This window comes from Erythrobacter sp. WG (assembly GCF_026586795.1).
In the GTDB taxonomy this organism is placed as follows: Bacteria; Pseudomonadota; Alphaproteobacteria; order Sphingomonadales; family Sphingomonadaceae; genus Erythrobacter.
In genome coordinates this window covers 35,269-50,332 of the sequence record NZ_JAPFGY010000008.1, presented here as the reverse complement: position 1 = coordinate 50,332, position 15,064 = coordinate 35,269, and the positions used below count along the sequence as shown (strand labels likewise).

At 67.6% G+C, this 15,064-nt stretch carries 18 protein-coding genes; 11 read left to right on the top strand and 7 right to left on the bottom strand.

Annotated elements, in window-relative coordinates; translation table 11 throughout:
* Positions 1–41 precede the first annotated feature (41 nt).
* The 4 genes from coaE to OPU67_RS05960 are packed head-to-tail and all read right to left on the bottom strand — an operon-like array spanning position 42 to position 2,930.
* Positions 42–626, bottom strand: coding sequence for a dephospho-CoA kinase (gene coaE / locus OPU67_RS05975; RefSeq protein WP_267618337.1), 585 nt, complete (start codon positions 624–626; stop codon positions 42–44).
* On the bottom strand, positions 623–1,504 hold the full coding sequence (gene aroE, locus OPU67_RS05970) for a shikimate dehydrogenase (protein WP_267618336.1): 882 nt from the start codon (positions 1,502–1,504) through the stop codon (positions 623–625). Before aroE ends, coaE begins: the two co-directional genes overlap by 4 nt.
* Positions 1,501–2,088: a Maf family protein gene (locus tag OPU67_RS05965; protein WP_267618335.1), complete on the bottom strand. Its 588-nt coding sequence runs from the start codon at positions 2,086–2,088 to the stop codon at positions 1,501–1,503. The genes aroE and OPU67_RS05965 overlap by 4 nt, the downstream gene beginning before the upstream one ends.
* Positions 2,085–2,930, bottom strand: a complete 846-nt coding sequence (locus OPU67_RS05960) for a pyruvate, water dikinase regulatory protein (protein WP_267618334.1) — start codon at positions 2,928–2,930, stop codon at positions 2,085–2,087. The genes OPU67_RS05965 and OPU67_RS05960 overlap by 4 nt, the downstream gene beginning before the upstream one ends.
* A gap of 326 nt (positions 2,931–3,256) precedes the next feature.
* Between OPU67_RS05960 and hemE the strand changes: the two genes are divergently transcribed.
* From hemE to OPU67_RS05935, 5 genes are all read left to right on the top strand, one after another.
* Entirely contained in the window at positions 3,257–4,273 is a 1,017-nt protein-coding gene (gene hemE / locus OPU67_RS05955) for a uroporphyrinogen decarboxylase (RefSeq protein ID WP_267618333.1), read from the top strand.
* Between the two features lie 5 nt (positions 4,274–4,278).
* Positions 4,279–4,722: a CopD family protein gene (locus tag OPU67_RS05950; RefSeq protein WP_267618332.1), complete on the top strand. Its 444-nt coding sequence runs from the start codon at positions 4,279–4,281 to the stop codon at positions 4,720–4,722.
* Between the two features lie 199 nt (positions 4,723–4,921).
* The gene (rho, locus tag OPU67_RS05945; RefSeq protein WP_267618331.1) at positions 4,922–6,187 is read left to right on the top strand and encodes a transcription termination factor Rho; all 1,266 of its coding nucleotides are present in this window, start codon (positions 4,922–4,924) and stop codon (positions 6,185–6,187) included.
* Between the two features lie 61 nt (positions 6,188–6,248).
* Entirely contained in the window at positions 6,249–6,641 is a 393-nt protein-coding gene (locus OPU67_RS05940) for a BLUF domain-containing protein (RefSeq protein WP_267618330.1), read from the top strand.
* A 2-nt stretch (positions 6,642–6,643) separates the two neighbouring features.
* Positions 6,644–7,171 (top strand): AAA family ATPase, encoded by a 528-nt coding sequence (locus tag OPU67_RS05935; protein ID WP_267618329.1) that lies wholly within the window; start codon positions 6,644–6,646, stop codon positions 7,169–7,171.
* Here the strand turns inward: OPU67_RS05935 and OPU67_RS05930 are convergent.
* The 3 genes from OPU67_RS05930 to OPU67_RS05920 are packed head-to-tail and all read right to left on the bottom strand — an operon-like array spanning position 7,168 to position 8,896.
* Positions 7,168–7,569, bottom strand: a complete 402-nt coding sequence (locus OPU67_RS05930) for a nuclear transport factor 2 family protein (protein ID WP_267618328.1) — start codon at positions 7,567–7,569, stop codon at positions 7,168–7,170. The two genes, OPU67_RS05935 and OPU67_RS05930, sit on opposite strands and share 4 nt — an antisense overlap.
* Positions 7,570–7,580: 11 nt before the next feature.
* Positions 7,581–8,201 carry a hypothetical protein gene (locus tag OPU67_RS05925; RefSeq protein ID WP_267618327.1) on the bottom strand — a complete coding sequence of 207 codons (621 nt, stop codon included), beginning with the start codon at positions 8,199–8,201 and terminating at the stop codon, positions 7,581–7,583.
* Positions 8,198–8,896, bottom strand: a complete 699-nt coding sequence (locus OPU67_RS05920) for a dienelactone hydrolase family protein (protein ID WP_267618326.1) — start codon at positions 8,894–8,896, stop codon at positions 8,198–8,200. The genes OPU67_RS05925 and OPU67_RS05920 overlap by 4 nt, the downstream gene beginning before the upstream one ends.
* 103 nt (positions 8,897–8,999) lie before the next feature.
* On the opposite strand from OPU67_RS05920, the gene OPU67_RS05915 reads away from it, so the two are divergent.
* From OPU67_RS05915 to OPU67_RS05890, 6 genes are all read left to right on the top strand, one after another.
* Positions 9,000–9,251, top strand: a complete 252-nt coding sequence (locus tag OPU67_RS05915; protein WP_267618325.1) for a DUF6489 family protein — start codon at positions 9,000–9,002, stop codon at positions 9,249–9,251.
* 6 nt (positions 9,252–9,257) lie between these two features.
* On the top strand, positions 9,258–10,544 hold the full coding sequence (gene mnmE / locus OPU67_RS05910) for a tRNA uridine-5-carboxymethylaminomethyl(34) synthesis GTPase MnmE (protein WP_267618324.1): 1,287 nt from the start codon (positions 9,258–9,260) through the stop codon (positions 10,542–10,544).
* Positions 10,545–10,722: 178 nt separating this feature from the next.
* Positions 10,723–12,588, top strand: coding sequence for a tRNA uridine-5-carboxymethylaminomethyl(34) synthesis enzyme MnmG (gene mnmG, locus OPU67_RS05905; protein WP_267618323.1), 1,866 nt, complete (start codon positions 10,723–10,725; stop codon positions 12,586–12,588).
* Positions 12,585–13,211: a 16S rRNA (guanine(527)-N(7))-methyltransferase RsmG gene (rsmG, locus tag OPU67_RS05900; RefSeq protein ID WP_267618321.1), complete on the top strand. Its 627-nt coding sequence runs from the start codon at positions 12,585–12,587 to the stop codon at positions 13,209–13,211. Before mnmG ends, rsmG begins: the two co-directional genes overlap by 4 nt.
* 58 nt (positions 13,212–13,269) lie before the next feature.
* Positions 13,270–14,046 carry a ParA family protein gene (locus OPU67_RS05895; RefSeq protein ID WP_267618319.1) on the top strand — a complete coding sequence of 259 codons (777 nt, stop codon included), beginning with the start codon at positions 13,270–13,272 and terminating at the stop codon, positions 14,044–14,046.
* On the top strand, positions 14,043–15,005 hold the full coding sequence (locus tag OPU67_RS05890; RefSeq protein WP_267618318.1) for a ParB/RepB/Spo0J family partition protein: 963 nt from the start codon (positions 14,043–14,045) through the stop codon (positions 15,003–15,005). The genes OPU67_RS05895 and OPU67_RS05890 overlap by 4 nt, the downstream gene beginning before the upstream one ends.
* Positions 15,006–15,064 lie beyond the last annotated feature (59 nt).

Sequence of the window (15,064 nt, the reverse complement as noted above, 5' to 3'; positions counted from 1 at the left end):
CCGGGGACTTGCAAGGGGCGGCTTGCATCAAATTGAACGGTTCAGAGCGAGGCGATGAGGCCTGCGACCTGGGCGCGGGTCTCCTCGAGCGAGGTGCCGGTGTCGATGACGTGATGCGCGCGCTCGCGCTTGTGGGAGTCGTGGAGTTGCAGCCCGACGATGTGGGCGAACTTCTCGGGCGTCATGCCGGGGCGGGCGAGGACGCGGGCGCGCTGGACGGCCTCGGGCGCGGAGACGACGACGATAAGATCGACCGATTCGTGCCCGCCGCGCTCGAACAGCAGCGGGATGTCGAAGACGACGGCGCGCTTGTCCTGGTTGGCCGCGAGAAAGGCGGCGCGCCTCGCCCCGACCGCCGGGTGGACGATCGCCTCGAGCCGGTGAAGCGCTTCCTTGTCGGCAAAGACCTGCTGGCCGAGCCGGTCGCGGTCCACACCCTGCGGCCCGGTCGATCCGGGGAAGGCGGCCTCGATGGCGGGGAGGAGCTCACCCCCCGGCCCCTGCATCGCACGCACCTCGGCATCGGCGTCGAACACCGGGATGCCGGCCTCGGCAAACATCGCCGCGACGGTCGACTTGCCCATGCCGATGGAGCCGGTAAGGCCGATGATCCTGGGGCTGGTCATGAGGTGAGGATTTTCCGCAGTTCGGCATCATGTTCGCGCGGGGGCGGCTGGCCGAAGAAGTGCGCAAAGGCGATGGCCGCCTGCCCGATCAGCATGGCCAGCCCGTCGATGGTCCGGTGGCCCCTCGCGCGCGCGCTCTGAAGGAAGGGCGTGTCCACCGGCGCGGTGACGATATCGTAGGCGATGGCGCCGGGCGGGGCGTGGCTCCAGTCGAAGGCGAGCGGCGGCTGGCCCGTCATGCCGAGGCTCGAGGCGTTGACGACCAGATCGAGGCAGCCCTCGCGGTCGTCGAAGGGAAAGTCGGTGGGATCGGCGAAGTGGGCCATGTCGATGGCGTGGTGCTCGCCTGCAGGGGCCAGTTCTTCGAGGAGCGCGCGGGCCTTGCCCGGGTCTCGCCCGGCGACAACCAGCGTGAAGCCCTCCTTCGCCAGCGCGCTGATGATCGCGCGGGCTGCGCCGCCTGTGCCGAGGATGCGGGCCATGCGGAAATAGTGTGCCCGCGCCAGGTCCCGCCCAAGCGGCTCCAGGAAGCCTTCAGCATCGGTGTTGGTGCCCTCCAGACCCCCGCCAGACCCCGGGTAGACCGTGTTCACCGCGCCGATCTGGTCCGCTGGCGCCGCGATGGCATCGATCAGCGGCATCACCGCCTGCTTGTGCGGCATGGTGACGTTGCAACCCCGCCACAGCGGGTCGGCGCGGCGCGCGGCGATATGGTCGGGGAGGGAACCGGGGGTCACGTGGCACGCGCGGTAGTCAGCATCGATCCCGAGTTTCTCGAGCCAGAAACCGTGAATTTTCGGGGACTTGGATTGTGCGATGGGATCGCCGATCACCTCGGCATAAGCCTGTCCTGAGCCCTCTCGAAGGCGGCGGGTCATGCGATCAGCACCCCGGCTTCGCGCAGGGCGCCGAGCAGAGGGAGGAGCGGCATCCCGAGGACGGTGAACTGGTCGCCCTCGATGTGGTCGAACAGCTGCACCCCTGGCCCCTCGATCCGGAAGGCGCCTACGGTGTGCCCGATGGCGGGCCACTCAAGGTCCAGATAATGCTCGATGAATTCCTCGGAAAGATCGCGCACGTGAAGGCGGGCGAGGCTGGCATGGCTCCACTCGCACCCCCCGCCCCTGACCAGCGCCGCGGCCGAATGGAGTTCCATCACCTGCCCGGAGAAGAATCGCAGATGCTCCCCCGCTTCTTCGCGCGAGCGCGGCTTGTCGAAGCGCCGACCCGCGCACACCACCAGCGAATCCGAGCCGAGAACAAGCGCTTGCGGGTGTCCCTGTGCCACCGCATCGGCCTTGGCGACCGCCAGTGCCTCTGCGACTTCGCCCGGCGCTGCGCCCTCCAGCCCTGCCTCGACCGCCCGCTCGTCGATATCGGCGGGGATGCTCCTGTAGGCGACCCCGGCGGCATCGAGCATCGCCCGACGCGAGGCGGATTTGCTGGCCAGAATCAGGGTCATATCGGCTTGCCCACCCCGCCTTCGCTGGCCGGCTTGCGGTCGCGTTCCTGCACCAGCCGGATGATCGCCGCCGCGGTCTCCTCGATCGAGCGGCGGGTGACGTCGATCACCGGCCAGCCGTGATCGGCGAACATCCGCCGCGCGAATTGCAGCTCGGCCTTGACCCGGTCGTTGTCGACATAGGCGGTCTCGGTCACTTCGTTCAAGGAAAGCAGACGGTTGCGGCGGATCTGGATCAACCGCTCGGGGCTGGTGGTCAGCCCCACCACGAGCGGATGCCGCAGCCCGAACAGCGCAGGCGGCGGGGGACTCTCGACCACCAGCGGGATGTTCGCGACCTTGTAGCCGCGATTGGCGAGATAGATCGAGGTCGGCGTCTTGGACGAGCGTGACACGCCCGCCAGCACCACATCGGCCTGCTCCCATTCCTCATGCGCAAGACCATCGTCATGGGCGATGGTGTACTGGATCGCGTCGACCCGCTTGAAATAGGTCTCGTCCATCATGTGCTGGCGGCCGGGGCGCCCGTGCGCCTCCTCGCCAAGCTGCGCCTCAAGCGCCGCGGTCACCTGGTCGAGCACCGGCACCGCCGGCAGGCCGAGATGGCGGCAATGCTCCTCAAGCCGCTTGCGCGTATCGGGGTTGACCAGCGTGTAAAGCACCAGCCCCGGATGCGCGGCGAGATCGGGGACGATCCGGTCGAGGTGCTGCAGCGAGCGCACCATCGGCCAGAAGTGGCGGTTCACCGAAGGATCGTCGAACTGCGCCAGCGCCGCCTTGGCGATCATCTCCAGCGTCTCGCCGGTCGAATCCGATACAAGGTGGAGATTGAGTCGCTGCATGGCTCGTGGATCGTCCGGACCCCTGTGGACAGATGCAGGCATAAACCACGGGAGGGGTTGCCGGACAAGCTGGTGAGCGAATTTGCCCCCGACCCCACGCCTTTTCACCGGGTCATTTGCCCACACGGGACAAGTTTTATCGACAGGCTGGGAAGAGTGGGGATAAAGCCCGCTTGACGTCGGAGCCGCACGGATTCGACAGGGGGCTGAGGGACGGTGGCCAATCGGGGACAATCGCGGACGCGCCGGTAATTCCCGCTTTCCACAGGGCCAACAGACTCCATCCATCCTTTTATAAATTGAATTGATTTGCTCTAAGGAACGCCATGCCCGGTCCGCTTCTCGATACGCTTAAAGGTGTCCGCCAGGACCGCGCCCCCGTGTGGCTTATGCGCCAGGCGGGCCGCTATCTGCCGGAATACAGGGCCTTGCGTGCCGAGAAGGGCGGCTTCCTCGAGCTTGTCTACGACAGCGAGGCGGCGGCCGAGATCACCGTTCAGCCGATCCGCCGCTTCGGTTTCGACGGGGCGATCCTGTTCTCCGATATCCTGATCGTGCCGCACGCCATGGGGCAAGGACTGACCTTCCAGGCGGGCGAGGGGCCGCATCTATCGCCGACGCTGCTGGACGTGGAGCTCGACAGCTTCACCCCCGCCTTCGAGCGCTTCGAGCCGGTCTACGAGACCGTGCGCCGCACCCGCGCGATGATCGGCGGGCAAGTGACCATGCTCGGCTTTGCTGGGAGCCCGTGGACGGTCGCGACCTACATGATCGCAGGCGAAGGCTCGAAGGATCACCACGCCGCACGCCTGCTCGCCTACCGCGATGCGGGCCGGATGCAGGCGATCGTCGACGCCATCGTCGAGGTCTCGGTCACCTACCTGCGCGGCCAGATCGACGCGGGCGCGGAAGCGGTGCAGCTGTTCGATTCTTGGGCGGGCAGCCTCGCTCCCGACCAGTTCGAGAAGTGGGTGATCGCGCCGAACGCGGCGATCACGGCGAAGCTCAAGGAGAGCCACCCCGACACGCCGGTGATCGGCTTCCCCAAGGGCGCGGGCGCGAAGCTTCCTGCCTATGCCCGCGAGACGGGCGTCGATGCGGTCGGCCTCGACGAGACGCTCGACCCGGCCTGGGCCCACGCCAGCCTGCCGGAAGGGATGCCGGTGCAGGGCAATCTCGATCCGCTGCTCGTCGAGGCGGGCGGCCCGGCGCTTCCCGAGCGGGTGCGCACCATCATCCGCGCCTTCGCGGACCGTCCGCACGTCTTCAACCTCGGCCACGGGATCGGCCAGCACACGCCGATCGCCCACGTCGAGGAACTGCTTGCCGCGCTCAGGGGCTGACACCGATGAACGACCTGCTGCTTTCGATCTACCTCTACCTCAAGGCGGGGCACGTGATCTTCATGGTGTTCTGGATGGCGGGGCTGTTCATGCTGCCGCGTCAGGCCATCTATATGCTCGACCACGCCCCCGGCTCGCCGGGCGAGGCGATGTGGGCCGATCGCATGGGCAAGCTGCGCAAGATCATCCTTTCCCCGGCGATGACCGTGGTGTGGGTCCTCGGCCTCACCATGGCGATATCCGGCGGGTGGTTCGCCTATGGCTGGCTCCACGCCAAGCTCGCGCTGGTGCTCGCGATGACCGGCTTCCACGGCTACATGGTCAGCCAGACCAAGAAGATGAGCCGCGGGGAGCGCCCGCTGACCGAGAAGCAGCTGCGCATGATCGGCGAGGTGCCGGGTCTGCTGCTCGTGCTGATCGTGTTCCTCGTCTACCTGAAACCCTTCTGACAACCGGGCCAGCTGCGGCGAATCCGCGATTGACCTCGCCGCGCGCCGCTCCTATCTCCGGGCCACCTATCCGGTAACGGCTGCGTCATGCACACGCGCCAAGGTCTGCTTTCTCCAAGCCCAGCCCCGCACAATTCGGGGCGCCGTTTTCCCGAACGGTACTGACCATCCGGCCACTCCTGACTTTCGGAAAAAATCTATGCATCTCAAGGACCTCAAGCGAAAGACCCCGGCCGAACTGGTCGCGATGGCGGAAGAGCTGGGCGTCGAGGGCGCCTCGACCATGCGCCGGCAGGACTTGCTGTTTTCGATCCTGCGCGAACTCGCCGAGGACGAGGAATACGAGGAGCCGATCATGGGCATCGGCACCATCGAAGTGCTCCAGGACGGCTTCGGCTTCCTGCGCTCTCCCGAAGCCAATTATCTGGCCGGCCCGGACGATATCTACGTCTCGCCCAACCAGGTCCGCCGCTGGGGCCTGCGCACCGGCGACACCGTCGAAGGCGAGATCCGCGCGCCGCGCGATGGGGAGCGCTATTTCGCGTTGACCAGCCTCGCCAAGGTCAATTTCGACGACCCCGACGCGGTGCGCCTGCGCACCAATTTCGACAACCTGACGCCGCTCTACCCCGACCAGAAGCTCACGCTCGACACGCTCGATCCGACGGTGAAGGACAAGAGCGCACGGGTGATCGACATCATCGCCCCGCAGGGCAAGGGCCAGCGCGCGCTGATCGTCGCCCCGCCGCGCACCGGCAAGACCGTGCTGCTCCAGAACATCGCCAAGGCGATCACCGACAACCACCCGGAAGTGTTCCTGATCGTCCTGCTGGTCGATGAACGCCCCGAGGAAGTCACCGATATGCAGCGCAGCGTGAAGGGCGAGGTGATCTCCTCGACCTTCGACGAGCCCGCCAACCGCCACGTCCAGGTCGCCGAAATGGTGATCGAGAAAGCGAAGCGCCTCGTCGAGCACAAGCATGACGTCGTCATCCTGCTCGATTCGATCACCCGCCTCGGCCGCGCCTACAACACCGTCGTGCCGTCCTCGGGCAAGGTGCTGACCGGCGGTGTGGACGCGAATGCCCTCCAGCGGCCCAAACGCTTCTTCGGTGCGGCGCGCAACATCGAGGAAGGCGGCTCGCTCTCGATCATCGCCACCGCGCTGATCGACACCGGCAGCCGCATGGACGAGGTGATCTTCGAAGAGTTCAAGGGCACCGGCAACTCGGAAATCGTGCTCGACCGCAAGGTCTCCGACAAGCGCATCTTCCCGGCGCTGGACGTCGGCAAGTCCGGCACCCGCAAGGAAGAACTGCTCGTCCAGAAGGACAACCTCTCCAAGATGTGGGTGCTGCGCCGCATCCTGATGCAGATGGGCACCGTAGACGCCATGGAGTTCCTGCTCGACAAGATGAAGGACTCCAAGACCAACGAAGATTTCTTCGCAACGATGAATCAATAGCTTGCCGCTTGCGCCGGCTGCGGGATCGGCCGGCGCCAAGGGCTGATCGGGACGGGACGACGTGCTTACCCAGTATCTCTACATCAGCACCGCGCCGAGCCTGCCGCGCGACGAGGTGGACGCGATCCTTGCAGCGAGCGCACGCAACAACCCTGCGCTGGGGATCACCGGCCTGCTGTTGTTCAACGGCCGCAACTTCCTCCAATTGCTGGAGGGGGAGCCTGAGGTGGTCGCCGCGCTGATGGAGCGGATCACCGCCGATCCACGCCACACCGGCGTATCGGTGCTGGATCGCCGCAGCGTTTCCGCGCGCACCTGCCCGGACTGGGCGATGAAGCGGGTGATGATCACCGAAAGCACCGGCACCCGCCGCGAGATGCTCGAACGCGACCTGCCCGGGGGACTGGACCCCGAAGTGCGCAAGATGATCGTGAACTTCGCGCTGCTGAACTGACCATGCCCGGCCCGCGCCATCTGGTCCTCACCGGAGCGCCAGGGGCGGGCAAGACGACGCTTCTTGCTGCAGCGGAAAGGTCCGGCCTGGCGACATCGCCGGAGGTCGCGCGGACCTTGCTGCGGGCGCCCGGCGGAATGGCCTTGCGCGCGGATGATCCGCTCGGTTTCGCCGCGGCGATGATTGCCGCCCACCGGGCCGAATACGAGGCGGTGCGCGACCGGGCCGGACCCGTCGTCTTCGATCGCGGCTTTCCCGATGTCGCGGGCTTTCTCGACGTGCTGGGACTGGCCATTCCGCCCGAGATTGATCGGGTCTGCCGCACAGTCCGCTACAATGGACCCGTGCTGCGTGCACCCGCCTGGCAGGAGATCTACCGGACGGACCCGGAGCGCATCCAGACCTGGGACGAGGCGGTGGAGAGCGACAGGGCCGTTACCGCCGCCTGGAAGCGCTATGGCTACACGGTCGAGGATCTGCCCTTGGTGCCGGTGGAAGAACGCCTGCGGTTCCTGCGCGCCCGGCTCTAGCCCTTCATCGCCTGAAGCTGCGCCGCCATCACCTCCCACACCTTGTTGACGGCCTTGAGCGGGCGCACCATCACTTTGAAATCGGCAATTGTTCCATCTTTGTTCCAGCGAATGATGTCGACCCCGTTGACCGCGATGCCGTCCAGTTCGGTGACGAACTCCAGCATCATCTCGTCGCCATCGACCAGCTCGCGGACATAGCGGAAGCTGTCGTTTCCGAGCACCTTCGCGGCGGCGAGCAGATAGGCCATCACCACGCGCTTGCCGACCTGCGGGGTATGCACCACGGGCGAGTGGAACACCGCGTCCTCTGCCAGCAGCGCCGAGAGCGCCTCCGGGTCACCGGCGCTGTCCATGTAGCTGTGCCAGCGGGCGAGGCCTGCTTGCGCCGTGTTCATCGGCTCCTCCCTCATTTCCCGCCGGGCCAGCCGAGCAGCGCGTCGCCACCGGGCGAAGCTTCCAGCGGCAGCGGCGGGCTCGGCTTCTTCGATGTGCGCTCGGCAACTGTGTCATAGGCCTGATCGCCGCTGCCCTTGTTCAGCTTCAGCGTGCGGGTGACGAGAGCGCCGGTCAGCAGGTTCCAGCTCGCCTCGCGCCCGTCGTGCGCGAAGGTCCGGCTGTAGAGCGTCGCGTCGAGCCCGATCAGCCGCATGGCGCTCATCTTCGCGTCCCATCGGAAGCGGTGGGTGGAGGCGACCGCCGTAGTACCGCCGGTCAGATCGCGCAGCACCAGCACGTTGCCCTTGGCCGTCAGCTCGGCCGGCGCGAGGTGGTAGGCATCGAGCGCCAGCACCTGCGGAATGTTCTCGCCAACCTCGAACTGGTTGCGATAGGTGGTCACCACGCGCAGCTCGCGGCGCTCCTCCCCGGCAGCGACATAAGCGAGGTCAGCGCGGCCATCCGCATTGAAGTCAGCGCGCACAATCACCTCGAGGCTCTCCCCGCTGGCGAGCACCGGCTGCGGCGGCTGCGGTCCCTGCGCGGTCAGCGGCGCAGCCAAGACGGCGAGGGCGAGCGCGGCGCTCCTCACTCGAGGTGCTCGGCGAAGAAGGCCGCGGTGCGGCTGTCGGCGAGGTTGGCGGCCTCCTCCCGGCGGCGCTCGCCCATCTCGGTGGCAAAGCCGTGGTCGAGGCCCTCGTAATCGTGGAGCGTCACCTTGGGGTGATCGTCCAGACCCTCGTGCATCGCTGCTTGTGTTTCACGTGGAACAAAGCCGTCCGCGGTCGGGATGTGCAGCATCAGCGGATGAGCGATCGCGTGCTTCTCGTGCAGCAGCCCGTCGATCCCGACGCCGTAATAGCCCACCGAGGCATCGATATCGGTGCGCGCTGCGGTCATGTAGGCGAGGCGCCCGCCGAGGCAGTAGCCGACGCAGCCGACCTTGGCGACGCCGAGGGTGCGGCGGATGTGGTGGATGGTCGCCTCGATGTCGCGAATTCCGGCGTCCTGGTCGAACTCGCCGAACAGGCCGAGCGCGCGCTGGAACTCGCTCTCCACGTCGGGATCGAGCACGATGCCCGGCTCGAGCCGCCAGAACAGGTCCGGAGCGACCGCGAGATAGCCCTCGGCGGCCAGCTTGTCACACTTGCGGCGGATGCCCGGGTTCACCCCGAAGATCTCCTGAATGACGATGATCGCCGCGCGCGGTGTGCCCTCCGGGCGAGCGACATAGGCGCCGAAGCTGGCATCGCCGGCGAGGGTGGGGATGGTTTCGTTGAGGCTCATGGCGATCTCTCTTTGCAGTGTTCGATCCTGCCCGGGAGCCTATCGCTTGCCTTGCCCGCCTGCCAAGCGCAAATGGAGAGGCAAGCGAGAGGAGACCGCCACCATGAAGATCAACATCGAGATCGAGTGCACCCCCGAGGAGGCGCGCAGCTTCATGGGCCTGCCCGACGTGAGCGCCGCCAACAGCGTCTATGTCGAGAACATCGCCAAGGCGATGCGCGGGGTCTCGGACCCGACCCAGCTTCAGCAATATGCAACCGCGCTCGCCCCGATGGGGCAGGTTGGGCTCAAGCTGTTCCAGAGCTTCGTGGAAGGCGGGATGAAGGCGGCGTCCGGAAGCAAGCCCTCCGAATAGGCACGAATGCCGCAGACGCCGACCATCTTCGCGCTGTCGAGCGGCGCGCCGCCGGCCGGCGTGGGGGTAATCCGCGTGTCGGGCCCGGCCGCCTATTCGGCGTTGCTGGCGCTTGCCGGGCGGGTGCCCGCACCGCGCCGCGCATCACTGGCGCGGCTGAGCGACGCGAGCGGAGCCCCGCTCGACGAGGCGCTGGTGCTGTGGTTTCCCGGCCCGAACACGGCGACGGGTGAGGACCTCACCGAGTTCCACTGCCATGGGGGCAGGGCAGTCATCGCGGCCGTCGAGGCTGCGCTGGCGGCGCTGCCCGGTTTGCGCCGCGCCGAGCCCGGGGAATTCACCCGCCGCGCCTTTGCCAATGGCCGCATCGATCTTGCCGAGGCCGAGGGTCTGGGCGATCTGCTCGCCGCCGAGACCGAATGGCAAAGGGCCGCGGCCCTCGTCAATGCCGGCGGCGCCCTGTCGCGGCAGGTGGAGGCCTGGCGGGAGCGGGTGCTGGCGCTCTCCGCGGAGGTCGAGGGGGTGCTCGATTTCTCCGACGAGGAGGACGCTGCCGATCTGCCCGAATGTTTCACGTGGAACATTGCTGCCCTCAAGGAAGAGTTGAGCGAATGGCTTGCCCGCCCTCGTTCCGAGCGGCTGGGCGAGGGCTTTCGCGTGGTTCTTGCGGGCCCGCCGAATGCCGGCAAGTCGACCCTCTTCAACGCTCTGGTCGACAGCGAGGCGGCGATCACCTCGCCGATTGCCGGCACGACCCGCGACGTGATCGAGCGCTCCGTTGCGATTGGCGGAGTGCCGTTCACCTTCGTCGATACCGCTGGCCTGAGGGATGAGGAGGCCGCCGATCCGATCGAGGCGATCGGCATCGGCCGGGCCCGCGGGGCCCTGGCGCGGGCGGATGTGATCCTCTGGCTTGGCCCCGAAGGGGAGGGACCGGAGAGTGCGTGGGAGATCGCGGCACAGGCCGATCGTGCTGCAATCCACCCGAAGAGCAGCGCACGCTTCGTGGTATCGGCGATCACCAGGGCTGGTGTGCCGATGCTCAAGCAAGCACTGGTTGCGGCCGCGCGTCAGGGGTTGCCGAAGCCCGGAGAGGCGGCACTGAACGCGCGCCAGCACGCGCGCCTTGCGGAAGTGGCCGAGGCGCTGGCGGCGGCGGAGCGCCTTTCCGATCCCCTGCTGGTCGCCGAGGAACTGCGCCGCGCAAGGTTGGCGCTTGATCGACTGGTCGGCAGGGCGACGACAGAGGATATGCTCGACGCGCTGTTCGGGCGGTTCTGCATCGGGAAGTGAAGCGCGTCGTTGCGGCCAATGTTTCACGTGAAACATGGCTCTGGATCTGGCCTCAATGTTTCACGTGAAACATTGGCTCCCAGTCCGACCCCAATGTTTCACGTGAAACATTCTAGCCCGAGAACCAGACCCAAACAGCTTTGACGATTGCGGTTCTGGCCCCTATCTGGCGGCCGTCATGGCGAATTTCGATGTCATCGTTGTCGGCGGCGGGCACGCCGGGGTGGAAGCGGCTTGCGGCGCCGCGCGGATGGGCGCGCGCACCGCGCTCGTCAGTTTCGACCTCGCCGCCATCGGCGCGATGAGCTGCAACCCGGCGATCGGCGGTCTTGGCAAGGGCCACCTCGTGCGCGAGGTTGATGCGCTGGACGGGGTGATCGGACGCGCGGCAGATGCCGGGGCGATCCATTACCGGATGCTCAACCGCTCGAAGGGGAGCGCCGTGTGGGGCCCGCGCGTTCAGGCCGATCGGGTCCGGTTCAAGGCGGCCGTGCAGCAGACGGTCCGCTCGCAGCAGAACCTCACGCTGGTGCAGGGCGAAGCCGCCGCGCTGGTGCTGGAGGGCGGACGGGTCGCCGGGCTCGCATTGGCGGACGGCACGATCCTAGGTGCGGGGCGGGTGGTGCTGTGCACCGGGACCTTTCTCGGCGGCATTCTCTACCGCGGTGAAGAGCGATTCGAAGGCGGGCGCATCGGCGAGAACGCCGCCAAGCGCCTCGCAGCACAGCTGCGCGGCGCGGACCTGCCCATGGCGCGGCTCAAGACCGGCACCCCGCCGCGGCTCGACGGGCGGACCATCGATTGGGCCGCGCTCGAGGAACAGCCCTCCGACGACGAGGGCTGGACCATGTCGCCGCTGACGGCGCGCCGCCTGAACCCGCAGGTGTTCTGTGCCATCACCCGCACCACCCACGCCGGGCACGACGCGATCCGTGCCAACCTCCACCGCTCGCCCCTGTTCTCCGGCGCGATCGCGGCGGCAGGGCCGCGCTACTGCCCGTCGATCGAGGACAAGATCCACCGCTTTGGCGACCGGGAGGGGCATCAGGTCTTCCTCGAGCCCGAGGGTCTCGACACGCATATCGTCTATCCCAACGGGATCAGCACTTCGCTCCCGGTGGACGTGCAGGAGACGGTGGTGCGGACCATGCCGGGCTGCGAGGCGGTGCGGATCGTGCAGCCGGGCTATGCGGTGGAATATGACCACATCGACCCGCGCGCCCTCACGCCGGACTTGCAGCTGCGAGCGATCCCCGGGCTCTATTGTGCCGGGCAGATCAACGGCACCACCGGCTACGAGGAGGCAGCGGCGCAGGGGCTGGTCGCGGGGCTTGAAGCTGCGGCGGCGGCGCTGGGCAAGGCGGCGCCCGTGCTCGACCGCGCGAACAGCTACATCGCGGTGATGGTCGACGACCTGACCTTGCAGGGCGTGACCGAGCCTTACCGGATGCTCACCGCGCGTGCGGAATACCGTCTGCGCCTGCGGGCCAACAATGCCGCGACCCGACTGACGGGTCTGGGCATCGCCGCAGGGTGCATTGGCGATGAGCGGCGCGCCTGGTGGGAGCGGCGCGAGGCTTTGCGGGAAATGTTTCACGTGAAACATTCGGAGCGGATCCACGCGCGGGAGCTTGCCGATCTCGGCCTCCCGGTGCGCCACGATCACGGGGTAAAGACGCTGGCCGAGTGGCTCCGCTTCGACGGAGTCACGCCCGATGCACTCGCGCCGTGGCTCGGCGAGTTGGCCGCCAGCGATCCGGCCTTGGCGGACGAGCTGGCGGAAGACGCCGCCTATGCGCCCTATCTTGCCCGGCAGGATGCCGAGCTCCGCGATCTGCGCGCCAGCGAGGCGCTGCCGCTGGCCGCGGACTTCCCCTATGGCGTGGTGCCGGGCCTCTCGAACGAGATGGTCGAGCGTCTGACCAAGGCGGCACCGGGCACCTTGGCCGCAGCGGGGCGGGTGCCGGGGGTCACGCCGGCAGCGCTCTCCGCGCTCCTCGTCCACGCCCGGCGCCGGATTTCCGACGGGCAGCAGGCGGCGTGATCCGGACCGAGGAGGAGGCCCGCGCCTATGTCGCCGGGCTGACCGATGCCGAGGGGATGGCGAGGCTCGACACCTTCGCCGCGCTGGTGCTGGACGAGAACCAGCGCCAGAACCTCATCGCCAAGGCCACCGAGCCGCACCTCTGGCAGCGCCACATTGCGGACTCCGCGCAGCTTCTCGAAAATGTTTCACGTGAAACATTGGGTCCTAACGCCGGAGGCCCGTGGCTCGATCTCGGCAGCGGCCCAGGCTTTCCCGGCCTCGTCATCGCCGCGCTTTGCCCGAGAATGCCGGTGGTGCTGGTCGAGTCCCGCGCCCGTAGGGTTGACTTCCTGAACCGCGCCATAGAGGCGCTCGGCTTGCCGAAGTGCCGGGTCGAGGGGCAGCGTCTGGAGCGGGTTGCCGCCTTCCCGGCGCGGGCCATTTCGGCACGCGCCTTCGCGCCGCTCCCCAAGCTTCTCGAGCTATCCGCACCCTTCTCCACAAGGGGCACGGTCTACGTGTTGCCCAAGGGGCGCTCGGCGGCGCAGGAGTTGGAGAGCTTGAAGCCTTCGATTCGGGCAATGTTTCACGTGAAACATTCCTTGACCGATTCCGACGCGGGGATCATCGTGAAGGCGTAACGGACACGCGAAGCACGCGCAAACCGGCAGGTGGGCGCAGGGAAGGACGGGCAAGACCATGCTGACCATCGCGATAGCCAACCAGAAGGGCGGGGTGGGCAAGACCACCACCGCGATCAACATCGCCACGGCGATGGCCGCGACGGGGTGGCGAACCCTGCTTATCGACCTCGATCCGCAGGGCAACGCCTCCACTGGGCTGGGGGTGCACGCCGCGAGCCGCGAGGTATCGAGCTATGACCTGCTCGTCGACGAGATCACGCTGGAGAGCGCGATCATGCGTTCGTCCATCCCGAAGCTCGATATCGTCCCCGCGACGGTGGACCTGTCGGGGGCCGAGGTCGAGCTGGTGGCGGTCGAAGGGCGCACGCACCGCCTCGACAAGGCGCTGACCGGCTACACCGGGCACGACATCTGCTTCATCGACTGCCCGCCCTCGCTGGGCCTGCTGACCTTGAACGCCCTGTGCGCCGCCGATACCCTGCTGGTGCCGCTGCAATGCGAGTTCTTCGCGCTGGAGGGCCTCAGCCAGCTGCTCCAGACGGTCGATCAGGTGCAGCAGCGCTTCAACCCGGATCTCGGCATCATCGGCGTGGCGCTGACCATGTACGACCGGCGCAACCGCCTGACCGACCAGGTGTCGGACGATGTGCGCGACTGCCTCGGCAAGCTGGTGTTCGAAACCGTGATCCCGCGCAACGTGCGCCTGTCCGAGGCGCCGAGCCACGGGCTCCCGGCGCTGATCTACGACCAGCACTGCACCGGCAGCCGCGCCTATATGGCCCTCGCGCGCGAGCTGATCGGGCGATTTCCCGCAGAAAGACAGGCGGCATGACCGAGAATAGCACTGAAGTCACTGAAAATGCTTCCATTTCGCGCGGTGCGGCGGACAAGCCGCGGCGGCTCGGCAAGGGGCTCGGCGCGCTGCTCGGAGAAACCCGGCGGGAGGAACCGCTGGTACGCCGCGACGAGCCGGGCGAGGCGCCGGCGGACGGCAGCTCGCCGCTCCGGATGCTCGCCATCGCGACGATCAAGCCGCTGCCCGGCAACCCGCGCAAATATTTCGACGAGACCGCGCTCGCCGAACTGGCCGCGTCGATCGCCACGCGCGGCGTGATCCAGCCGATTATCGTCCGCCCGCATCCGGAGGGCAGCGGCTTCCAGCTCGTCGCCGGGGAGCGGCGCTGGCGGGCGGCGCAGAAGGCGCGGCTGCACGAGATCCCGGCACTGGTCCGCAACCTCTCCGATCGCGAGGTGACGGCGCTGGCGCTGATCGAGAACCTCCAGCGCGAGGACCTTTCGCCGGTCGAGGAAGCGCGCGCCTATCACCGTCTCTCCGAGGAGGAGGGGATGATCCAGGTCGATATCGCCAAGATGGTCGAGAAGTCGCGCAGCCATGTCGCCAACGTGATGCGGCTGATGTCGCTGCCCGAGCGGGTGCTGGACCTGATCGAGCAGGGCGGATTGACGGTCGGCCACGCGCGCGCGCTGATCGGGCGGGACGATGCGCTGGAACTGGCGGAGGTCGCGGTCGCCGAAGGGCTCTCGGTGCGCGATATCGAGACCCTGACCCGCAAGCCGGGCAAGCCCGCCGAGGGGCCCAAGGACGCGCCCTACCTGCCGGCCGAGCACGCCGATATCCTCGCCGTGCAGCAGCATCTCGAGGAGTTTCTCGGCCTGTCGGTGCGGATCAAGCCCGAGGTCGATCCGCGCAAGGGGACGATCACGATCCGCTACACCACGCTCGACCAGCTCGACCTGGTGTGCCAGCGCCTCACCGGCGGCGAGATCTGACGCCGCCGCCGCGCACCTGCCGAACGCCGGCATAAAGAAGCCCCGCACTGTCGCCTGAC

Bases quoted from the DNA above. Each gene is read 5' to 3' on its own strand.
- OPU67_RS05960 (WP_267618334.1), bottom strand. From the start codon at position 2,930: ATGCAGCGACTCAATCTCCACCTTGTATCGGATTCGACCGGCGAGACG.
- OPU67_RS05915 (WP_267618325.1), top strand. From the start codon at position 9,000: ATGAAGATCAACATCGAGATCGAGTGCACCCCCGAGGAGGCGCGCAGC.
- rho (WP_267618331.1), top strand. From the start codon at position 4,922: ATGCATCTCAAGGACCTCAAGCGAAAGACCCCGGCCGAACTGGTCGCG.
- mnmG (WP_267618323.1), top strand. From the start codon at position 10,723: ATGGCGAATTTCGATGTCATCGTTGTCGGCGGCGGGCACGCCGGGGTG.
- mnmE (WP_267618324.1), top strand. From the start codon at position 9,258: ATGCCGCAGACGCCGACCATCTTCGCGCTGTCGAGCGGCGCGCCGCCG.
- aroE (WP_267618336.1), bottom strand. From the start codon at position 1,504: ATGACCCGCCGCCTTCGAGAGGGCTCAGGACAGGCTTATGCCGAGGTG.
- coaE (WP_267618337.1), bottom strand. From the start codon at position 626: ATGACCAGCCCCAGGATCATCGGCCTTACCGGCTCCATCGGCATGGGC.
- OPU67_RS05895 (WP_267618319.1), top strand. From the start codon at position 13,270: ATGCTGACCATCGCGATAGCCAACCAGAAGGGCGGGGTGGGCAAGACC.
- OPU67_RS05935 (WP_267618329.1), top strand. From the start codon at position 6,644: ATGCCCGGCCCGCGCCATCTGGTCCTCACCGGAGCGCCAGGGGCGGGC.
- OPU67_RS05950 (WP_267618332.1), top strand. From the start codon at position 4,279: ATGAACGACCTGCTGCTTTCGATCTACCTCTACCTCAAGGCGGGGCAC.
- OPU67_RS05930 (WP_267618328.1), bottom strand. From the start codon at position 7,569: ATGAACACGGCGCAAGCAGGCCTCGCCCGCTGGCACAGCTACATGGAC.
- hemE (WP_267618333.1), top strand. From the start codon at position 3,257: ATGCCCGGTCCGCTTCTCGATACGCTTAAAGGTGTCCGCCAGGACCGC.
- OPU67_RS05965 (WP_267618335.1), bottom strand. From the start codon at position 2,088: ATGACCCTGATTCTGGCCAGCAAATCCGCCTCGCGTCGGGCGATGCTC.
- OPU67_RS05890 (WP_267618318.1), top strand. From the start codon at position 14,043: ATGACCGAGAATAGCACTGAAGTCACTGAAAATGCTTCCATTTCGCGC.
- OPU67_RS05920 (WP_267618326.1), bottom strand. From the start codon at position 8,896: ATGAGCCTCAACGAAACCATCCCCACCCTCGCCGGCGATGCCAGCTTC.